Origin of the sequence: Sphingomonas naasensis (genome assembly GCF_004792695.1) — a bacterium.
GTDB classification, from domain to species: domain Bacteria; phylum Pseudomonadota; class Alphaproteobacteria; order Sphingomonadales; family Sphingomonadaceae; genus Sphingomonas; species Sphingomonas naasensis.
Genome location: NZ_SRXU01000003.1, coordinates 257,834 through 279,775, shown reverse-complemented (window position 1 = coordinate 279,775; position 21,942 = coordinate 257,834). Strand labels below are relative to the sequence as shown.

Below are 21,942 nucleotides of genomic sequence, written 5' to 3'. Positions count from 1 at the left end.
GGGACGCCCTGTGCTACCCCTCAACATGGTGTCGCCGAGGGGTTTGACTGTTTCCGCTCGAACGGAGGCTGCAAACGCGCACGCTTAACGGGAGCGCCGACCGCTGATCACGGTCCGGCGGACGGGGGAACATCGATGCTTAAGTCCAGCAAGGCGCGGCTTTTTTCGACGTGCCTGACGGGAGCTATCCTCGCGGCGTCGGCGCCGGCCTGGGGGCAGACGAACGATGCCCCGGTCTGGAAACCCCGTGCCGAGGCCGAGGCGCAGGCCGGCAAGGACATCGGCGTATCGACCTCGCTGTTCGCCCCCGTCGCGCAGAACGACTCGGGTCTCGTCTATGTCGACGGCCGCATCGGCTATGACCAGCGCTTCGACCGCAACGGCTCGGCGACGGTCGGCGCCCGCTTCCGCACCGGCGAGGACACCGCGATCGGCGTCAATGTCGGCGCCGATTTCTATCGATCGGACATCGGCTCGCGCGATCAGGCGGCGGTGTCGATGGGGCTCGAGGGCTTCTCCTCGGTCTTCGACGTGCGGGTCAATTATCGCCTGCCGCTGAGCAAGGTCCAGACGATCGGCTTCATCGACCCCAACGCGACGACCGGTGCGGCGGCGCTGGTGCTCGAGAACAATCGGCTGATCGAGCGCCGCAGCGGCTTCCGGCTCGAGGCGATCCCGTTGCAGGGCTTCAATGGCGAGGCGGGCGTGCGCCTGCCGGTCGGCGACAATGCCAGCATCCGCGGCTCGGTCGGCGGGTTCGACTATTGGGATCGCAGGGCCGACGAGAGCTATCGCGGCGTCCGCGGCGGGCTCGAGCTCGACATCGAGGACAAGGACAGCGGCGCGCGCTTCACCTTTGGCGGCGTCGTCGAGCACGACAATCGTTTCGGCACCGATGCCCGCGCGCATGTCCGGCTGTCGATTCCGTTCGGCGGCCGCGCGGGCGACCGCGGTGCCGCGCCGACCGGCCTCGATCGCCAGATGGGCGACCGGGTGCGTCGCGACTATGTCGCGCGCTCGGGCAGCCGCTACTCCGATCTGACGACCACGCGCTTCGCGGTCGATGCGCGGACCGGCAACCAGTTCGGCGGCTTCTATTATGCCAACGGCGCCGGCGTCACCGGCGCGGCGGGCACGCTCGCCGCGCCGACGACGATCGCGGACGCCGTCTCGCGGGCGGGTGCGAACGGCGTGGTCGTCGCGCTCGGTAACGCCGGCACCATCAACACCGCCGGCGTGACTCTCGCGACCGACCAATATCTGCTCGGCGGCGCCAGCGCGGTCGATGTGCGGCTGGTCGACGGCAGCACGGTCCAATATGGCTTGGGCGGCACCAACGGCGTCGTCGTCGGCACCAGCGCCGCCGGCGCGGCGGTGACGCTCGGCCAAGGCTCGGTGATCCGCGACGTCACGGTGCGCGGCGCCGGCACCGGCATCGCCGCGAACGGGGTCGGCGGCTTCGCGATCGAGCGCGTGATCGTCGAGAACACCGGCGGCGCGGGCATCGCGCTCACCAACACGCTCGGCAATGTGGCGTTGACCGGCCTCACCGTGCGCGGCGGCGCGGGCGCGGGCGTGCTGGTCAACGGCGGCAGCAACGTCTCGATCGCCAACTCGACGATCTCGGGGGGTGCCGGCGCGATCGACATCAACGATGGCGGCGCAGACCTCACCACCGCGCTGTCGAACCTGACGCTGTCGGCGACCGGCGGCAACGTGCTCGACATCGACGGCTCGGGCGCCGGCACGGTCACCGTCACCGGGCTTTCGGGCATCACGATCCGCGGCGGCGCCGGCGAGACCGGCGGGGTCAGCGTCCGCTCGGCGGCCTTCGACGCGAGCACCGCCACCGCGGGCATCCAGGCGGTCAATGCCGGCCGGATGGAAGTCGGCACCACCGCGGCGCGTGTGAACGGGCAGGGCGTCTTCCTCACCGACGTCACCGGCAGCCTGAGCTTCACCGATCTCGATATCGTGAACAGCGGCGCCACCGGTCTTTACGTCGTCAATTCCAAGGTCAACGGCTTCACGCTGGCCACGCTCGACGGCACGATCGATACGGTGGGCGGCACCGCTGCGGATCTCGATCCGCTGGTGATCAACCTGACCTTCGCGACCGTCGGTTCGGCCGGCGCGGCCGGCCCGGGCGTGATCCTCAACACCGTGCAGGGCGGCGGCACCGGCGGCAACGCGCTGACGATCGGCACGCTGACCGTCTCGAACAGCGGCGGGGGTGGCCTCGTCATCCTCAACTCGACCGGGCTGGTCCGCATCAACGGCGGCACGATCACCAACAGCGGCGGCAACTCGGTCCAGATCGGCGAGCAGGGAGTCGCCGGCAGCGGCGGCACCGTCAATTTGACCTTCGCCGGGTCGATCACCGACAGCAGCGGCGCCGCGCCGATCGTCGCGATCTTCAATGCGGCCGGTACGATCAACTTCACCGGCCCGATCAGCGGCAGCGGCGGCATCGTCGTTCAGGATACGCTGGCCGGATCGGCGATCAGCTTCGGCGCGATCACGCTCACCGGCACCGCGGGCGACGCGATCGTGCTCGACCGGCTGGCCGGCTCGATCAACTTCGCCGGGCTGGTGACGATCGCCAATCCAGGCGCCAACGGCATCGTCATCGGCACCGTGCCGGGTGGCGTCACCTTCGGCGACGTCGACATCACCGGGCTCGGCAACTTCAACGGTGTCGACGTGCGCAACACGCACGGCACGGTGCTGTTCAACACGCTCGACATCACCGGCGACGGCAGCGGTACGGGCACCGGCATCAACGTCACCGGATCGACCAACGCCGGCAACGTGATGACGATCGCCGGCAGCGCGATCCAGGGCGTGGCCATCGGCGTCGATCTGACCCAGGCCAATATGACCGGGCAGTTCCGCTTCGGCGACGGCAGCGCGACGCCGATGAACAGCACGATCAGCGCCGCGATTCCGATCGTCATCGCGCTGATGAACGCTTCCAACGGAAGCTATAACTTCGCCGATGCCAATCTGGTGGGCGACACCACGAACCTCACCGGCGCCGGCTTCACGGCCTATTATGCGGCGGTCGGCGCGACCGGGGCGGGCACGCGCAACGATCCGGGCAGCCTCGCCGGGGCGGACGCCTCCACCGCGCAATATATTGTGCTGCTCAACAATCCTGCCGGCGGGCAGGACGTGTTCGATGCGGCGAGCGCGGGCGGATCGTTCGATCTCGCCGCCGGACAGTCGCTGGTCAGCTTCCTCAATGGTGATTTCTTCGCCGTCACCGGGGCAGGCATGCCCGCCAATCTGACCGTGAGCGGTGTCGGCCCCGCCGGCATCACCAATGTCTATGCCGGCTCGGGCGCGGCGGTGCTCACCACCAGCACCGCCGGCGCGGCGACGATCAACCTCGCCAGCAACAGCGCGATCGACGGCCTCGTCATCCGCAATGCCGGCGGCGATGTCGGCGTCGAGGGCAGCGGCGTTAGCAACGTTCGCATCCAGAATTCGGACATCGCCGGCGCGACCGGCGCGATCGCGATCAGCGACGGCGGCGCGACCAGCTCGGTCCAGCTGACGCATCTCGACCTCGCCTCGGCCTCGGGCACGACGCTCGCGCTGAGCGGCGCGGGCGCCGGCACGTTGACCGTCTCGGGCGCCGATATCGACATCGCCGCGACCGGCACGAGCGCGGCGCTGGCGCTGACCGACGTCACCTCGGGCGGGCTCGGCTTCGGCTCGGTGTCGACCGCCACCTCGGCCACTGGCGCGGTGGCCGTGCAGAACGTCACCGGCGGGAACCTCGTCTTCGGCAGCATCGCAGTCGGCGGGACCACCGTCGGCGAAGGCGTGTCGATCAGCGACAGCAGCAGCGCGATCAGCGTGCAATCGATCAGCGTGAGCGGCAGCGCCGCCGATGCGGTCCGGCTGGTGAACAACAGCGGCGCGATCAACATCGGCGCGATCAGCGCGAGCGGCGCTGGTGGCGACGGTGTCCAGCTGACCGGCAACGGCGCGGTGACGATCGGCAATCTGACCGTGAGCGGCGCCGGCAACACCGGGCTTGCGATCGAGAACAGCCTTGGCGCGGTGACGATTGGCGGCGGCGCGATCAGCGGGGTTGGCGGCGTGGGCGTCGGTGTCGACGGCGTGGCCACGGGCGGGGCCGTGACCATCGGCGCCCTCTCGATCAGCGGCACGAGCACCCTGGGCATCTCGCTCGCGGATGTCGATGGCAGTGTCACCTTCACGGGCACGACCAACATTTCGGGGGTCGGCACTTCGGGCATCTTGCTCGGCGCCGCCAGCACCGGCACGATCAGCTTCGGCGACGTCAACATCAGCGGCCTCGGTGCCGGCCGCACCGGCGTGATGGCGCGCGCGGCCTCGGGCACGATCAGCTTCAACACGCTCGACATCACCGGCAGCTCGACCACGGGCACGCGCGGCATCGATCTCACCGGCGCGACCTTTGCCGGCAGCATTACCACGGTCGAGAGCGGCAGCATCACCGGCGTCGGCATCGGCGTCGACCTGACCAACGCCGCGATCACCGGCAGCTTCCGCGACGGCGACGGCTCGAGCACCGACGCCGACGGTGCCGCATCGACGATCAGCGCGCTGATCCCGATCGAGATCACCGGCCTCAACGGCGCGGTCGGGACCTATAATTTCGCAGATGTCGCCCTGACCGGCGACACCAGCCGGCTGGTGACCTCGGCGACGACCTATTTCGTCGCGGCGGGCGCCGCGGGCGTGGGGACGATGGCCAACCCCGGCAGTCTGTCGGGCGCCGAGGCGTCGGGCGCGCAGATCATCGTGCTGCTCAACAACCCGGCCGGCGGCCAGGACGTGCTCGACGCGGCGAGCGCGGGCGGCTCGTTCGATCTCGCCTCGGGCCAGCAACTGTTCGGCTTCCTCAACGGCGACACGCTCACGCTGCCGGCGGGCGGCCCCGCCAATCTCATCCTGTACGGGCTCACCCCGGGCCTGATCACCAATCCCTTCGCCGGCTCGGGCGCGCCGATCCTGACCACCAGCGTCGCGGCCGCCAACACGGTCACGCTGGGCGGATCGAACACGCTTGCCGGCATCGTCGTCCAGACGGGCGCGGCCGGTGGCGCCGGCGTGTTCGGCAGCGGCGTCGCCAACATCGTGATCCGCGACAGTGATATTTCCGGGCAGGGCGGGGCGATCCATCTGATCGACAACGGCGCCGCAGCGAGCGTCGCGCTCAGCGGGCTGCGCCTCGCGTCGAGCGGCGGCATCGTCGTGAATCTCGATGGCAGCGGCGCCGGCACGCTGGCCGTGACGGCGCTCAACGACATCACGATCGCAGGCGGCAATGGCGAGACCGGCGGCTTCTCCGCCAACGAAGTGCTGTTCGACGCCGATCTGGCGGCCGCGGGCGCGCAGACCGTGACCGGCACGGTTGCCGTCGGCGCTGCCGGTGCGCGCGTCGATGGAGTCGGCTTCAGCCTGTTCGGCGACGGCAGCCTCGATCTCACCAGCCTCAACGTGGTCAACGCCAATGACGTCGGCGTCGCGCTGATCGGCAATGGCGCGCTCACCGCGATCGTCGGCGGCGGCACCATCGACACGCTCGGCAATACCGCGCTGGCCGGGCAGAATGCCGCGCTGACGCTCAATTTCGGCAGCATCACCGCCACCGATGGCGGCATCTTCATGATCGGCAGCACCGCAGCCGACGCCGGCATGCCGGTGCTCAATGTCGGCAGCCTCGATCTCACCGATGGCGGGCTGATCCTGAGCGGCAGCGGCGATTACGTGTTCGCCAATGCCACGATCACCGACACGGTCGGCGTCGCCGTCCTGTTCGGCGATCAGGTCAATCTCGATTATGCCGGCGACATCACCAGCGGCACCGGCGCGAGCGCCACGGTGGTCGCGTTCGGGCACACCGGCACCGCCAGCTTCCACGACGGCACGATCGACGTCACCGATGGCGACGGATTCCAGTTCATCGATGCCGACGGCACCTATTCGTTCACCGGCACGGCGACGCTGCATGGCGGCGACGCCGGGATCAACGTCGCCAATGATTCGTCGGGCAATTTCTTCTTCGGCGCCGGGACCAGCGTCGCGAACGGCGCGGTCGCCGGCTTCGTGCTGCAGAATTCGAATGCCAACGTCACCTATCTCGGCAGCCTGACCCAAGGCCTGACTACCGACAATTTCGTCGTCTCCGGCCAGACCGGCGGCGTGCTCGATTTCTCGCAGGCGACGATCAGCGCGAGCGCGGGTTCGGGCGTGCTGTTCCTCGACGCCGACGGCACCACCATGCTGGGCGATGTCCAGCTCTCCGGCGGGGCGGGCATCGCCATCGTCGGCGGTTCGGCCGGCGCGATCAGCTTCGGCAATGTCGACATCACCGGCGTGAGTGCCGGGCAGACCGCGGTCGACCTGACCGGGGCGACCGGCAATGTCAGCTTCCAGACGCTCGACATCTCGGGCACCGGCGGCACCGGCATCGATCTCAGCGGATCGACCACCGCCGCGAACATCATCGTCAGCGAAAGCAGCAGCATCACCGGCCTGGGGATCGGCGTCGATCTGACCACCGCCGCGATCACCGGCACTTTCCGCTTTGGTGACGGCTCGAACGCCGACGCCGACGGCGCTGCCTCGACGATCAACGCGGCAGTGCCGATCGAGATCGCCGGCCTCAACGGCGCGGTCGGGACCTATAATTTCGCCGACGTCACGCTGACCGGCGACACCAGCCGGCTGGTGACCTCCGCGACGACCTATTTCGTCGCGGCGGGCGCTGCGGGCGCGGGCACGATGGCCGATCCGGGCAGCCTGTCCGGCGCCGAGGCCTCGGGCGCGCAGATCATCATCTTGCTCAACGATCCGGCCGGCGGCCAGGACACGCTGGATGCGGCGAGCGCGGGCGGCGCATTCGATCTCTTCGCCGGCCAGCAACTGCTCGGTTTCCTCAACGGCGATACGCTGATGCTGCCTGCGGGCGGGCCGAGCAATCTCATCCTCTTCGGGCTCACCCCCGGCCAGATCGTCAATCCGTTCACCGGCTCGGGCGCGCCGCTGCTCACCAATTCCGGGGCGGGCAACACGCTCAACCTCGCCTCGAACACGCTGGTCGACGGCGTCGTCGTCGACGCGTCGAACGGCTCGGGCATCGTCGCGGTGCAGGCCGCCAACGTCACGATCCGCAACAGCATCGTCAGCGGCAGCCAGAGCGCGATCCGGCTCAGCGACGGCGCCGCCAACGCCAGCGCCGCGCTCAGCAACCTTCAGCTCACCGGCCATAACGGTGCGGTGCTCGATCTCGACGGCACCAATGTCGGCACGCTCACCATCACCACGCTCGACAACATCACCGTCCGGGGCGGCAATGGCGAGTTCTTCGGCATTCGCGGCAATGGCGTCACCTTCGACGCCGACCTTGCGGCCGCCGGCTTCCAGACGGTGATGGGTTCGCTGCAGGTGGGCACCGCCGCGGCGCGGATCGGCGGCTTTGGCGTCATCCTCGAAAATAGCGAAGGCGCGGCCGACTTTGCGGTCGATATCGCGACCGACGGCGGCGCGGGCCTCTCCGTCACCGGTGGCGCCGGCGGGATGCGTCTGGGCACCTCGGGCGGCACGATCGACGCGATCAACGCCGCCGGCAGCTACGGGCTGTACCTGCGTGACCTCTCGTCCTTCGTGGCGCTCGATTCGATCAGCCTGACCGGCGGCACCGGGGTGGGCATCCAGAACGTGACCGGGGTCGGCGCGGGCGGAAACGCGCTGATCGTCGACAATCTGACCGTCGCCGCGGGCGCCGCCGGCGCCATCACCATGACCGGCAGCGCGACCGGGAGCTTCCTCTTCGGTCAGAGCTCGAGCATCGGCACCACCACGGGTTCGGCGATCGTGCTGTCGAACAGCGGCGCGAGCAGCTTCACCTATAGCGGCGACGTGGATTTTGCCGGCGCCAACGCGGTGCTCAACGTCAGCGGCGGGCATAGCGGCAGCGTCACCTTCGATCTCGGCACGCTGACCGCCACCAGCGGCCTCGGGCTGGTCTTCGACAATGCCGACGGCACCTATGATTTCAGCAGCAACGCCGATCTCGCGGCGGGTATCGCGATCCGCAACGGATCGTCGGGCACGTTCACCTTCACCAACATGGCGATCACGAATCCTTCGGCTTCGGCGCTCGATGTCCGGGATTCGACGGCCTCGGTCTCGTATTCGGGGGCGATCACCTATTCGGCGCCCGTCACGCCCGCGGTCTATGTCGCCAACCACGCGGTCGGGACGATCGCCTTCGGCGCCGGGTCGCTCACCACCACCGGCGGCAACGGCCTCAGCTTCGTCAACGCCGACGGCACCTACAGCTTCGCCAACACGATCGACATCGATGCGAGCGTTGTCGGCATTGCGATCGGCGGCGGATCATCCGGCACCTTCGATTTCAGTTCGGCGGCTTCGGTGGTCACCGCTGGCGGCGCGGCGATCGATGTTTCGAGCTCGACGGCGAGCATCGATTATCGCGGCTACGCCTACGCGTCCGGCGGCAATGGGATCAAAGTCAGCGATCACAGCATCGGCACGATCGATCTCTCCGCCGCGACGCTCGCTCTGAACGGCGGCACGATCGTCCGCTTCGACAACGCCGACGGCGTTTACGACTTCGGCAGTTTCGCGACTGCCGGCGGTTCGGGCGTTGCGATCCTGAACGGCTCGGCGGGTGCGTTCACGTTCGGCGACGTCGACATCGCCGATCTCGGCGCCGGCCAGACCGGTGTGAACCTCACCGGGGCGACCGGCAACGTCAGCTTCCAGACGCTCGACATCTCGGGCACCGGCGGCACCGGCATCGATCTCAGCGGATCGACCACCGCCGCGAACATCATCGTCAGCGAAAGCAGCAGCATCACCGGCCTGGGGATCGGGGTCGATCTGACCAACGCCGCGATCACCGGCACTTTCCGCTATGGCGACGGCTCGAGCACCGACGCCGACGGCGCCGCCTCGACGATCAGCGCGGTCACGCCGCTGGTCATCACCGGGCTCAATGCCGGCGGCACCTATGATTTCCGCGATGTCGTCCTCACCGGCGACACCAGCACGCTCCAGACCAGCAGCACGATCTTCTGGGTCCAGGCCGGCGCGGCCGGCACGGGCACGCGCAGCGACCCGGGCAGCCTCGCGGCGGCCGAGGCGTCGGGCGCCGACGTCATCCTGCTGCTCGATACGCAGGGTGCGGGTCAGGACGTGATCGACGGCGCTTCGGCCGGCGGCGGGCTGGACCTTGCGGCCAATCAGCGGCTGCTCGGATTCCTCAACGGCGATACGGTAACCGTCGGCGGCGGCGCGCCGGCGAACCTGCTGCTGTTCGGCATCGCCGGCGGCACGGTGACCAATCCCTATGCCGGCTCGGGCGCACCGCTGCTCACCACCACCCAGGCCGGGGCGAACACGGTCACGGTCGCATCGGGCAGCGTGATCGACGGCGTCCAGATCGGCAATCTCGATGCGAAGGGCGTGTTTGGCCAAGGCGTCACCGGGGTCGCGATCCGCAACAGCACGATCTTCGGCAGCGTCAACGCGATCCAGATCATCGATGGCGGCGTGGCGGCGGACGTCGCGCTGAGCAACCTGACGCTCAACGCGAGCACCGGCGCGGTGCTGTCGTTGATCGGCACCGGCGGCGGTCAGCTTTCGGTGACCGCGCTCAACAACCTGGTGATCAATGGCGGCAGCGCGGGTGTCGACGCCCAGACGGTGACCTTCGACGCCAATCTGGCCACCGGCGGCATCCAGACCGTGGCCGGCTCCTTGTCCATCGGCGGGACCGCGCGCCCGCAGGACGGCTTGTCGCTCAGCCAGGCGAGCGGCGCGCTGTCGCTGGCGCTCGACGTGCGCAACGACCAGGGAGTCGGCGTCTTCGCATCGGGCACGCCGGGCTTCGCGTTCGCGCTCACCGGCGGCACGATCGACACCATCAACGGCACCCTCACGTCCAAGGCGCTGATGCTCGACGGCATCTCCGCCGACGTCACGCTGTCGAGCATCGGCTATGCGGGCCTCGACATCGCGGTCTTGCTGAACAACGTCGCCGGGATCGGCGCGGGCGGGCGCACGCTCGACGTGACTACGCTTACCGTCGCCGGCGGCGCGACGATGGGCGTCTCGGTGAACGGCACGACCGGCGGCAATATCGGGTTCGGGGCGGGATCGTCGATCACCGCTTTGGGCGGGGTCCAGCTGGTCAACACCGGTGCCGGCACCTTCACCTATGCCGGCAGCATCACCAGCTCCGCCAGCGCGCTGGTCCTCGCCGGCCTCGGCCATTCGGGCACCGCGACCTTCACCGGGAGCCTCAACGCGACCGGCGGCACCGGGCTGCAGTTCGACAACGCCGACGGCACCTACAGCTTCACCGGCACGACGACGCTCAACGGCGGCGACGCGGGCATCGACATCTTCAACGGCTCGGCCGGCACCTTCACGTTCGGAACCGGCACTGCGATCACCAGCCCGAGCGGCACCGGGATCAGCATCGCCGACTCGACAGCGGCCGTCACCTATTCGGGTAGCATGACCTACGCCACCGCCGGCCAGGCGGCGATCGAGGTGGTCAACCATTCGGTCGGCACGGTCACCTTCCAGACCGGCGCGATCAGCGCGACCAACGGCACCGGGCTGCAGTTCGACAATGCCGACGGCACCTACAACTTCACCGGCACGACGACGCTCAACGGCGGCGATGCCGGGATCGACATCGTCAACGGCTCGGCCGGCACCTTCACCTTCGGGGCCGGCACTGCGATCACCAGCCCGAGCGGCACCGGGATCAACATCGATTCCTCCACCGCGTCGCTCACCTATTCGGGCGACCTCACCTACGCGACCGCGGGCCAGGCCGCGGTGAATGTGGCCAACCATTCGGTCGGCACGGTCACCTTCCAGACCGGTACGATCGGCGCGACCAACGGCACCGGGCTGCAGTTCGACAATGCCGACGGCACCTACAACTTCACCGGCACGACGACGCTCAACGGCGGCGATGCCGGAATCGATATCGTCAACGGCTCGGCCGGCATCTTCACCTTCGGGGCCGGCACTGCGATCACCAGCCCGAGCGGCACCGGGATCAACATCGATTCCTCCACCGCGTCGCTCACCTATTCGGGCGACCTCACCTATGCGACCGCGGGCCAGGCCGCGGTGAATGTCGCCAACCATTCGGTCGGCACGGTCACCTTCCAGACCGGTACGATCGGCGCGACCAACGGGACCGGCATCCGCTTCGACAATGCCGACGGCACCTACAACTTCGCCGGCACCACGACGCTCGCCGGCGGGTCCGAAGGCATCCGCATCGCCAACGGATCGTCGGGCACCTTCGATTTCGGTGCCGCCACCAGCGTCACCGTGACAACGACCGGCCTCTCGCTGCTCGGCTCGACGGCGGACGTCACCTATGCCGGCACGCTGACCGCGAGCATGCCGGGGATCCCCTCTGCCTTCAGCGCCGTCGGCGACCAGAGTTCCGTCGATCTGACGTCCGCGACGCTGAACATCACCAACGGCCTGGGGCTCAATTTCGACGATGCCGACGGGACCTACAGCTTCGGCGCGTTCGCGCTCTCGGGCGGCGCCTCGATCACGGTGGTGAACGGATCCTCGGGCACGCTGACCTTCGGCGATGTCGACATCACCGGAATCGGCCTCGGCCAGACCGCGGTGAACCTGACCGGGGCGAACGGCGACGTCACGTTCAACACGCTCGACATCACCGGGGCTTCGGTCACCGGCACGCGCGGCATCGACCTGACCGGCAATACCGGCGCGGGCAACATCATCGTCACCAACGGCGGCGCGATCAGCGGGGTCGGCACCGGCGTCGATTTGACCAACGCGGCGCGCACCGGCCTCTTCCAATATGGCGACGGCGACGCGACGGTGCTCAATTCGTCGATCGGCGCCACGGTGCCGATCGTCATCACCGGACTGAACGGCGCGATCGGCACGTACGACTTCGTCGACGTGGCGCTGACCGGCGACACCAGCGCGCTGGCGACATCGGCGATGGTCTATTACGTGCTCGCGGGAGCGACCGGCAGCGGCACGCTCAGCGATCCCGGCAGCCTCGCGGGTGCCGAGGCGGCGACCGCCGACATCATCGTCCTGCTCAACAATCCGGCCGGCGGGCAGGATGTGCTCGACGCGATCGGCAGCAACGGCAACGACAGCCTCGTTCTCGACGTCAACCAGCTGCTGCGCAGCTTCCGCGACAGCAACGTCATCGCGCTGCCCGGCGGCCCGCCGGCAAATGTGATGTTGACCGGCGTGACGGGCGGGCAAGTGACCAATCCCTATGCCAGCTCGGCGCCCACGGCTGCCGATCGCGCGCCGATCCTCACCACCACCGGCGCGGCCAACACCGTCACCCTCGCGAACGGCAGCGGCATCGACGGCGTGTTCGTGCAGAGCGTGATGGCCGGCACGGCGGTGTTCGGCTCGGGCGTGTCGGGCGTCACGCTTTCCAATTCGACGCTGTTCGGCGCGGGCGGCGGGCTCGGCCTGATCGACAATGGCGCAGCGGCTTCGGCGACGCTGACCAACCTGACGATCTCGGTCACCAGCGCCACCTCCGCTTTGGGCCTTTCGGGCGCCGGCGCGGGGACGCTCACCGTGGCGGGGGCGGGGGTCAACATCTCGCAGGCGGGCACGGGTTCGCTGGTCACGATCGCGGACATCGCGGTCGGCGGCGCGGGGCTCGGCTTCGGCAACGTCGTATCGACCGCGCTGGGCAACGGCGTCGAACTCGGCTCGGTGGCCGGGGCCGGCACGCTCTCCTTCGCCAACATCACGATCGCGGGCGCGACGGGATCCGGCGTCGCGCTTCACAATTCGAGCGCGACGGTCAATCTCGGAAACATCACCGTATCCAGTGCGGCTTCCGCGGGGATCGCGCTGACCTCGAACAGCGGCGCCACTACCATCGGCACCGTCGCGATCACGACCAGCGGCACCGGTATCTCCGCCGGCGGGCTGACCAATACGCTGACCGTGGGCGACGGCACGATCGACGGCGCCACCGTCGCCGGCATCGTGTTCGGCACGGGCAACACCGGCACGATCAGCTTCGGCAACATCGACATCACCGGTGTGCCGACCGCCGCCCGCGGCGTCGACGCGCGTGACGTCGGCGCAGCCGACATCACCTTCGCGACGCTCGACATCACCGGGGCTTCGGTCACCGGCACGCGCGGCATCGACCTGACCGGCAATACCGGCGCGGGCAATATCATCGTCACCAACGGCAGCGCGATCAGCGGGGTCGGCACCGGCGTCGATTTGACCAACGCGGCGCGCACCGGCCTCTTCCAATATGGCGACGGCGACGCGACGGTGCTCAATTCGTCGATCAGCGCCACGGTGCCGATCGTCATCACCGGACTGAACGGCGCGATCGGCACGTACGACTTCGTCGACGTGGCGCTGACCGGCGACACCAGCGCGTTGGCGACCTCCGCGACGGTCTATTACGTGCTTGCGGGGGCGACCGGCAGCGGCACGCTCAGCGATCCCGGCAGCCTCGCCGGCGCCGAAGCGGCCGCGGTCGACTTCATCATCCTGCTCAACAATCCCAATGGCGGCCAGGACGTGCTCGACGCGCTCGGCACCAACGGCAACGACACGCTGGTGCTCGACGCCAACCAGGCGCTGCGCAGCTTCCGCGACGGCAACGCGATCGCGCTTCCGGGCGGCGCGCCCGCCAATGTGATCGTTACCGGCGTGATGACCGGATCGGTCACCAATCCCTATGCCGCCTCGGCCACGACTCCGACCACGCGCGCGCCGATCCTGACCACCACCGGCGCCGCCAACACCATGACGCTGGCAAGCGGCAGTAGCGTCGATGGCGTGTTCGTGCAGAGCGCGAGCGGGTTCGCCGCGATCTATGGCAGCGGCGCGGTGGGCGCGACCGTCTCGAACGCCACGCTTTCGGGCGCGGGCACGGCGCTTCGCCTGCTCTCCGGCGGCGCCTCGGCCAGCGCGACGCTCACCAATCTCAGCCTGTCCGCCAGTGGCGCCAACGCCGCGGCCGAGCTGAGTGGCGCGGGTGCGGGATCGCTGACGCTCGCCGGCTCGGGCATCGACGTGACGCACAGCGGCTCGGGCGCGCTGCTGCTGATCGACGACGTGCTGATCGACGGCGCCAATCTGAGTTTCGGCGCGGTGACGTCGACTGCCTCCGGCGCCGGCGTCGATCTCGGCGGCATCGTCGGCTTCGGCGACCTAAGCTTCGGCAGCATCACCGTCGCCGGGTCGAGCGGCAACGGCGTTGCGCTCCACAATAGCGGCGTGATCGTCGATCTCGGCGACGTCACCGTCTCGGGCGCGACTGCCGCGGGCATCGCGCTCAACGCCAACAGCGGCGCCACCACGATCGGCGCGATCGACATCGCCTCGAGCGCGGTCGGCATCACCGCCAGCGGGCTCACCAGCACGCTCACCGTCGGCGACGGCACGATCGACGGCGCCACCACCGCGGGCATCGTCATCGGCGCGGGCAACACCGTCCTGCTCGACTTCGGCAATATCGACATCACCGCGCTCCAGGCCGGTGCCCGCGGGGTCGATGCGCGCGTGATGGGCAGCGGCAACGCCTATTTCGAGACGCTCGACATCGCCGGCGCTTCGGCGGTCGGCACGGTGGGCATCGATCTTTCGGGCAACAATGGCGGCGGCGCGTTCACCGTCAACGAGAGCAGTGCGATCACCGGGGTCGACATCGGCGTCGATCTCAGCAACGCCAACCGCACCACCAACTTCCGCTATGGCGACGGCTCGAACGTCGATTTCGATCTCGCAGCCTCGTCGATCAACGCCACGATTCCGATCGTCATCACCGGCCTCGCCGTCACCGGCAATTACGACTTCCTCGACGTCACCCTCACCGGGGATACCAGCCAGCTCGAGGCGGACGCCTTCTTCGTTCAGGACGGCGCCACCGGCGTGGGCAGCGCGACCAATCCCGGCAGCCTCGCCGCCGCGCAGGCCTCGGGCGCCGCGTTCATCGTGCTGCTCGACAGCCAGGCCGGCGCGGGTGCGTTCGACACGATTACCGGCACGCTCACCCTCGCCGACGGCCAGACAGTGCTCGCCTTCCGCAATGTCGACAGCTTCAGCGTTGCGAGCGGCGCGCCCGCGAACGTCAAGCTGTTCAACATCACGACTGGCTCGATCGAAAACCCCTTCGCCGGTTCCGGCGCGCCGCTGCTTTCCTCGACGGATGCCACCGGCACGATCCAGCTCGGCGGCACCAACCTGATCGACGGCGTCGTCGTCTCGAACACGGGGACGGGCGCCGCCATCTACGGCAATAACAGCGCCGGCACCGCGACGATCCGCAACAGCGCGATCTCGGGCGGCGGCGCGGGAATCGACATCCGCTCGGGCGCGTTCGCGCGGGTCGTCGACCTCCAGAACCTCGCGCTGCGCAACGCCGGCAACAATGCCGGGGCGCTGCTCAACCTCAACGGCACCGGCGGCACGCTCACCGTCACCGGCATGGCGAACTTCGCGATCGACACCAGCGGCGGCGAGACCGCCGGGCTGATCTTCAACACCGTCACCTTCGACAGCGACCTCGCCACCGCGGGCATCCAGGCGGTCAATGCCGGTGCCTTCACCGTCGGCACGTCCGGCGCGCGCGTCCAGGGCGACGGCGTCAGCCTCACCAACGTCTTTGGCGCGCTGACCTTCACCGATATCGACATCGCCAACAATGGCGGCACCGGTCTGCGCGTCGCGAACTCGAAGGCGAACAACTTCCTGCTCACCACGCTCGACGGCTCGGTCGACACGACCAGCGGCACCGCGGTCGACCTCGACCCGCTGGTGGTCAACATGACGTTGGCGAGCGTCGCTGCGAGCGGCGGAGCCTATGGCGTGCTGCTCGATCAGGTCGAGGGCAGCTTCACGGTCAATGGTGCCGTGAACGTCACCGGCGCCACCACCGCCGGCATCGCGATCCAGGACAATACTGCCCAGACCACGCCGCTCGCGGCGCTGTTCAACGGCACGGTCAGCATCAACAACACCAGCGGCGCCGGGTTGTCGTTCACCAACAATGCTGGCGCGACGGTCAGCTTCGCCGGCGGCGGGACCGGCGTCGACGTGGTCACCACCAGCGGCGCGGCACTCACCGCCAGTGGCGGCGGCACGATCGTCTTCGCCGGCAGCGGCAACACGCTTCAGACCGCCACCGGCCAAGTCGCCAATGTCGACGGCGTCACCGCCGGGGCGGGCGGCATCGCCTTCGCCTCGATGGCGAGCACCGGCGTGGTCGCGAGCGCCACCGCGATCAACCTCAACAATCTCGACGGCGGCGCGTTCAACGGCGGCACCGTCTCGATCGCCGGCACCAGCGGCGCGACCAGCGACGGCATCTGGATCGGCGGCGGCTCGAGCTCGGCGATCAGCTTCGGCACCGCGACGATCGCCGGCACCGGCGACGAGGGGCTCGAGATCAACGGCGCCGGGAACGGCGCGATCAGCTTCCTGAGCACCAACATCGACAATACCGGCGGCGACGGCATCCGTATCACCGGTTCGACCGGAACGGTGACGGTCAGCGGCGGCGACATCGGCAACCTCAACGATCCGACCGGTACCGGCGTCGTCGTCGACGGCGGCAGCGGCGCGATCACGATCAATGCCGGGATTCTCAAGACCACCGCGGCCCGCGCGGTAGAGGTCAGCAACCGCACCGGCGGCAGTGTCGACTTTGGCGGATTCATCTCTTCGGGCGGCTCGGCCAGCGGTTGGTTCCTCAACAGCAACAGCGGCGGCACAATCACCTTCTCGGGCGCGAAGACGATCAACGCGCCGGGCGCGATCGCGCTCGAGCTGTTCAACAATGCCGGCGCGACGATCAACTTCACCAATGGCGGGCTGGCGATCACCAGCGGAGTCAGCGGCCTCGTCGCCACCGGTGGTGGCGTGCTCAACATCAGCGGTGCGGGCAACACGATCAGCGCTACCGGAAACTCGGTCATCGAACTGAACGGCGTGACGATCGGCGCCAGCGGCATCAACTTCGCGAGCGTGAGTTCGACCAACGCCAGCGTCGGTATCGGGCTCACCAACATCGTCGGCGGCGGCGGCGCGATCACGCTCGGCACCGTCAACCTGCAGGGTATGTTGGCCCGCGGCATCGACATCAACGGCACGCTCGGCGCGGCGCTGACGATCACCGATCTCGATATCGGTCTTACCAATGCCGGCGCCGTTGCGCTCGACCTCAACAACGCCGCGCTGTCGGCGGCGATCACCACCACCGACTTCGACGTGACCTCGTCCTCGGCGGCCGGCACGATCGCAGTCGATCTGCGCGGTGCCACCGGCGCGCAAGTGATCCGGCTCGGTGATGCGGCCGTCGGCGGTGGCAGCGCCACGATCTCGGGAGTCGGCACCGGCGTCTGGCTCAATGCGACGACCAACGCCACCTTCACTTATGGCGATGGCGAGTCGGCGACCGACGGCACGTCCACCCTCTCCGCGGGGACCGGCATCAATGCGGCCGCGGCGCCGACGCTCGGCACCTATAATTTCGCCGACGTCACTTTCGGTGCGAGCCCGGGCCTCGGCTTCGGGGTTGGCCGCACCTGGTTCGTCGATTCGAACGGCGCGACCGGCGGCGGCAACGGCTCGGGTGCCGACGGCGCCAATCCGATGACGCTCGCGGCTGCCGAACTGGCGCTGGCGTCCACCGACGTGATCGTGCTGATCAACAACGGCAATGCGATCAGCGCCGCCGGATCGAACGGCAACGACACGCTCGCGCTGATCGCCGATACCCAGGTGCGCGGCTTCGGGCAGGGGCCACTGGCACTTGTGCTCACCGTGCCTTCGACGATCATCCTGTCGAGCAACACCATCAACATCGCCGATCCCACCGCCGCCGGCGCGGCGACGCTCACCTCGGCAGCGGGCGCGAACGTGATCACGCTCGGGGCGAGCGGCAACCGGATCTCGGGCTTCATCCTCGATGGTTCGCCGGCGGGGGCGCTGCGCGGCATCGTCGACACGGCCGGCGCCACCGGCACGCTCGTCGACTTCATGACGATCCGCAATTTCAACCAGGTCGGCGGCTATGGCGTCGAGATCACCCCCTCGACCAACACGACGATCGACAACGCCACCTTCACGGGCAACACCAACGATGTGCTGCTCAATGCCGCCGGCAGCACGATCTCGAACGTGACGGCGACCGGCGCGAGCGGCACCTCGATCACGCTGAACAACGCCACCGGAACAACCACGCTGACCAACGTCAACATCAGCGGCGCGGCGACCGGGCTTTCCTTCACCACGCCGGGCGGCACGATCAACGCGACCAATGTCGATGTCGCGGGGGCGGCCGCGTCGGCGCTCACCATCGGCGGCGGCACCGCGAGCTTCAACTTCGATGCGGCGAGCTCGATCACCCAGGCGGCAGGCGGGCTGGTGCTCAACTTCACCGGCAATCACACGCTGGGCACCGTCGCTTATGCCGGCACGATCAACGCGACGAGCGGCGCCGGCATGCAGTTCAGCAATGCCGACGGTACCTATAACTTCACCGGCACGACGACGCTCAACGGCGGCAATGCCGGCATCGACATCTACAACGGCGCTACCGGCACCTTCGCCTTCGGCTCGGGCACCGCGATCACGCACAACGGCGCGGGCAACGCCTTCTCGCTGCTGAGCAGCGCCAACCTGACCTTCGACGGCACGATCACCGACAATGACGGCACCGCGGTCGAGATCGACGCACATGATGCGGGTACCGCGACCTTCAATGGCGCGATCAGCAGCAACCTCTCCAATGCCAGCACGGTGATCTCGGTCATCAACAGCAATGGCGGGGCGATCGCCTTCAACGGGCAGATGAGCATCGCCAGCACGGGGACGGTGGTCAGCCTGTCGGGCAATGATGGCGGGACGATCACGTTCAACGCGGGGGGGACCGGTCTCGACATCACGGGCACCACCGGCACCGGCATGCTCATTACCGGCGGCGGCACGGTGAACGTCCAGGGCAGCGGCAACTCGATCGTCACGACCAGCGGCACGCTGCTCAGCGTCACCAATACGGGCGCGACGACGACCACCGCCAATCTCGCCTTTGCCAGCGCGAGCAATACCGGTGGCGCGAACGGCATCTCCGTCCAGCGCACCGCCGGCACGCTCGGCGGCACGGTGAACATCGCCGGCGGCGCGATCACCGCGACCAACCGCGGCGTCTCGCTCGCCGGCGATGCGCTCACCTTCAACTATGGCGGCACGGTGACCACCAGTGGCGCGGCATCGCGCTCGGTCGAGGCGACCAACCGCACCGGCGGCACGGCGACGCTTTCGGGCAACATCACCGATACCAGCCTCGGCATCAGCGCGTCGAACAACGTCGGTGGCACCCTGGCCTTCACTGGCCAGACGATCAGCCTCACCACCACCGCGAACAACGGGGTAACGCTCACCAACAACACCGGCGCGACGATCAGCTTCGCGCCCGCCGCCGGCGGCAACGGCCTCGACATCGTCACCACCAGCGGGACGGGCTTCAGCGCGACCGGCGGCGGCACCGTGGTCGTCACGGGTGCCGGCAACAGCATCCAGACCGCGACTGGCCAGGTCGCCAATCTGAGCGGCGTCTTCGCGGGCGCGGGCGGTATCAATTTCGCCTCGCTCCAGAACACCGGCACGGTGGCCGGCATCGCGATCAACCTCACCAATCTCGACAGCAGCGGCGGCGGGGCGTTCAGCGGCGGCACGACCAGCGTCGCGGCCACGAGCGGCGGCAACGACGGCATCTTCGTCGGCAACGGCTCCACCGCCAATGTCAGCTTCGGCGCGACGACGATCGGCACCGGCACGATCAGCGGCGACGGCATCGAGGTCGACGGCTCCGGCAACGGCACGGTTACCTTCGCCTCCGTCACGATCAACAACACGACCGGCCACGGTGTGTCGATCATCGGCGCGGCGGGCGCGACCGGGGCGATCTCGATCAACGGCGGCACGATCGCGGCGACCGTCGGCGGCGATGGTGTCAACATCACCGGCGGCAGTGGCAGCGTCACCGTCGCGGCGGCGATCAGCAAGACCAGCGCGGGCAACGTCGTCGAAGTCGCGAACCATACCGGCGGCGCAATTGCCTTCTCGGGCAGCCTCTCGGCGACCGGCGGCAACGCCAATGGCATCCTGCTCAACAACAACAGCGGCGGGACGATCGCCTTCTCGGGCGCGACCAAGACGCTCAGCACCGGCATCACCAACGCGGTCCAGTTCGACAACACCAACGCCACCGGCGCGGCCGTTTCGTTCACCGGCGGCAATCTCGACATCGATACGACGACCGGACGCGGCATCACCGCGACTTCGACCACCGCGGGCGCAGGCTCGCTGGCGATCACCGGCAGCAACAACACGATCACCTCTGTGGGCGGGATCGCGCTCAACCTCGTAAACACCAACATCGCCGTAGGCGGGCTCAACTTCCTGTCGGTCTCGGCGAACGGCGGCACGCGCGGCATCGTGCTCAACAATACCGGGTCGGCCGCCGGGCTCGCCATCACGGGCTCCGGCACCACCGACGGTTCGGGCGGCACGATCACGAACATCACCCAGCGCGGCATCGAACTGCTCAACACCGCGCTAGTGAATATCGCCAATCTGAACCTGACCAGCGCCAGCACCACTGGCCAGGCGGCCGGGCAGGATCTCGACCTGACCACGGCGAACGGCGCAATCTATATGAGCACGGTCGCCACTGCGGTGTTCGAGAACATCAACATCACCGGCACCATCGCCGACAACGGCATCACCGGGATCAATGTGAGCAACTTCCAGCTCAACAACAGCCTGATCGACGGCGCCGGCGACGGTGCGAACGAGAGCGGCATCGAGTTCAACAACCTGTCGGGGACTTCGTCACTGACCAATACCGAGATCCGCTTCTCGGAGACCAACACCCTCGACATCGTCAACACCAATATGAGCCTCAATCTGACGCTCAACAACGTGATCTTCCGCGATACCCAGACCGTGTCGTCGGGCGGCGCGGTCAGCAGCACTGGCGAAGGCGGCCTCCAGTTCCGCGCCTTCGGCACCGGCACGACGAACATCGACGTCGTCGACAGCGACTTCCTGCGCCTGCGGACTCAGGGCATCCAGATCATCGGCGAGGACACCTCGACGGTGAATGTCGACATCGTCAACAACGTCATCGACAGCCAGGCCGATATCGGCGCGGGCATCGACATCAACGGCAACGACAGCGCGAACGTCAATTTCAACATCAACACCAACACCATCCAGTCGCGCGGCGGGGCGTCGATCAACATCACGTCCTTCCTCGACGCCAATGTGATGGGCCGCATCGCCGGCAACACCCTCACCGCGAACGGCAGCGGCGCGGGCGGATCGGGCGTGCGCGTGGTCGCGCAGGAGACCTCGCAGACGATCGTCGCCATCAGCAACAACAACATCACCGCCGGTGCGGCGAACGGCAGCTCGATGATCGACATGCAGGCGCGGTTCAATACCGCGCGGCTCGACGCGACGGTGAACGGCAACACGATCAACTCCGATACGACCGCGGTGGCGGACATCAACATCATCTCGGGCTCGTCCACCGCGGGCGAGTCCAACCAGGTCTATGCCGACATCGCCAACAACACGATCGCCGCCGGCGGGCCGACCAACGTGCTGCGCCTGCGCGTCTCCGACGTGACCAACACCAACCGGCTCTTCCTGACCGGCTTCGTCGAAGGGGGTGCCGGCGCCGATGACGATGCCGTCGCGACGTGGAACGCGAAGGGCAACACGCCAGTCGCCAGCGCGGCCACGGTCAATGTCAGCCTGACGGGGTCGGCGGTGGCGCCGCTGGCAGGCACCGCGCAGACGCCGACCAACCCGCTGCCCTGA

The 21,942-nt window shown here is 68.4% G+C and carries 1 protein-coding gene; it reads left to right on the top strand.

From position 1 onward, the window contains the following. The first annotated feature begins 135 nt into the window (after positions 1–135). Positions 136–21,942: a right-handed parallel beta-helix repeat-containing protein gene (locus E5A74_RS20895; RefSeq protein WP_168355592.1), complete on the top strand. Its 21,807-nt coding sequence runs from the start codon at positions 136–138 to the stop codon at positions 21,940–21,942.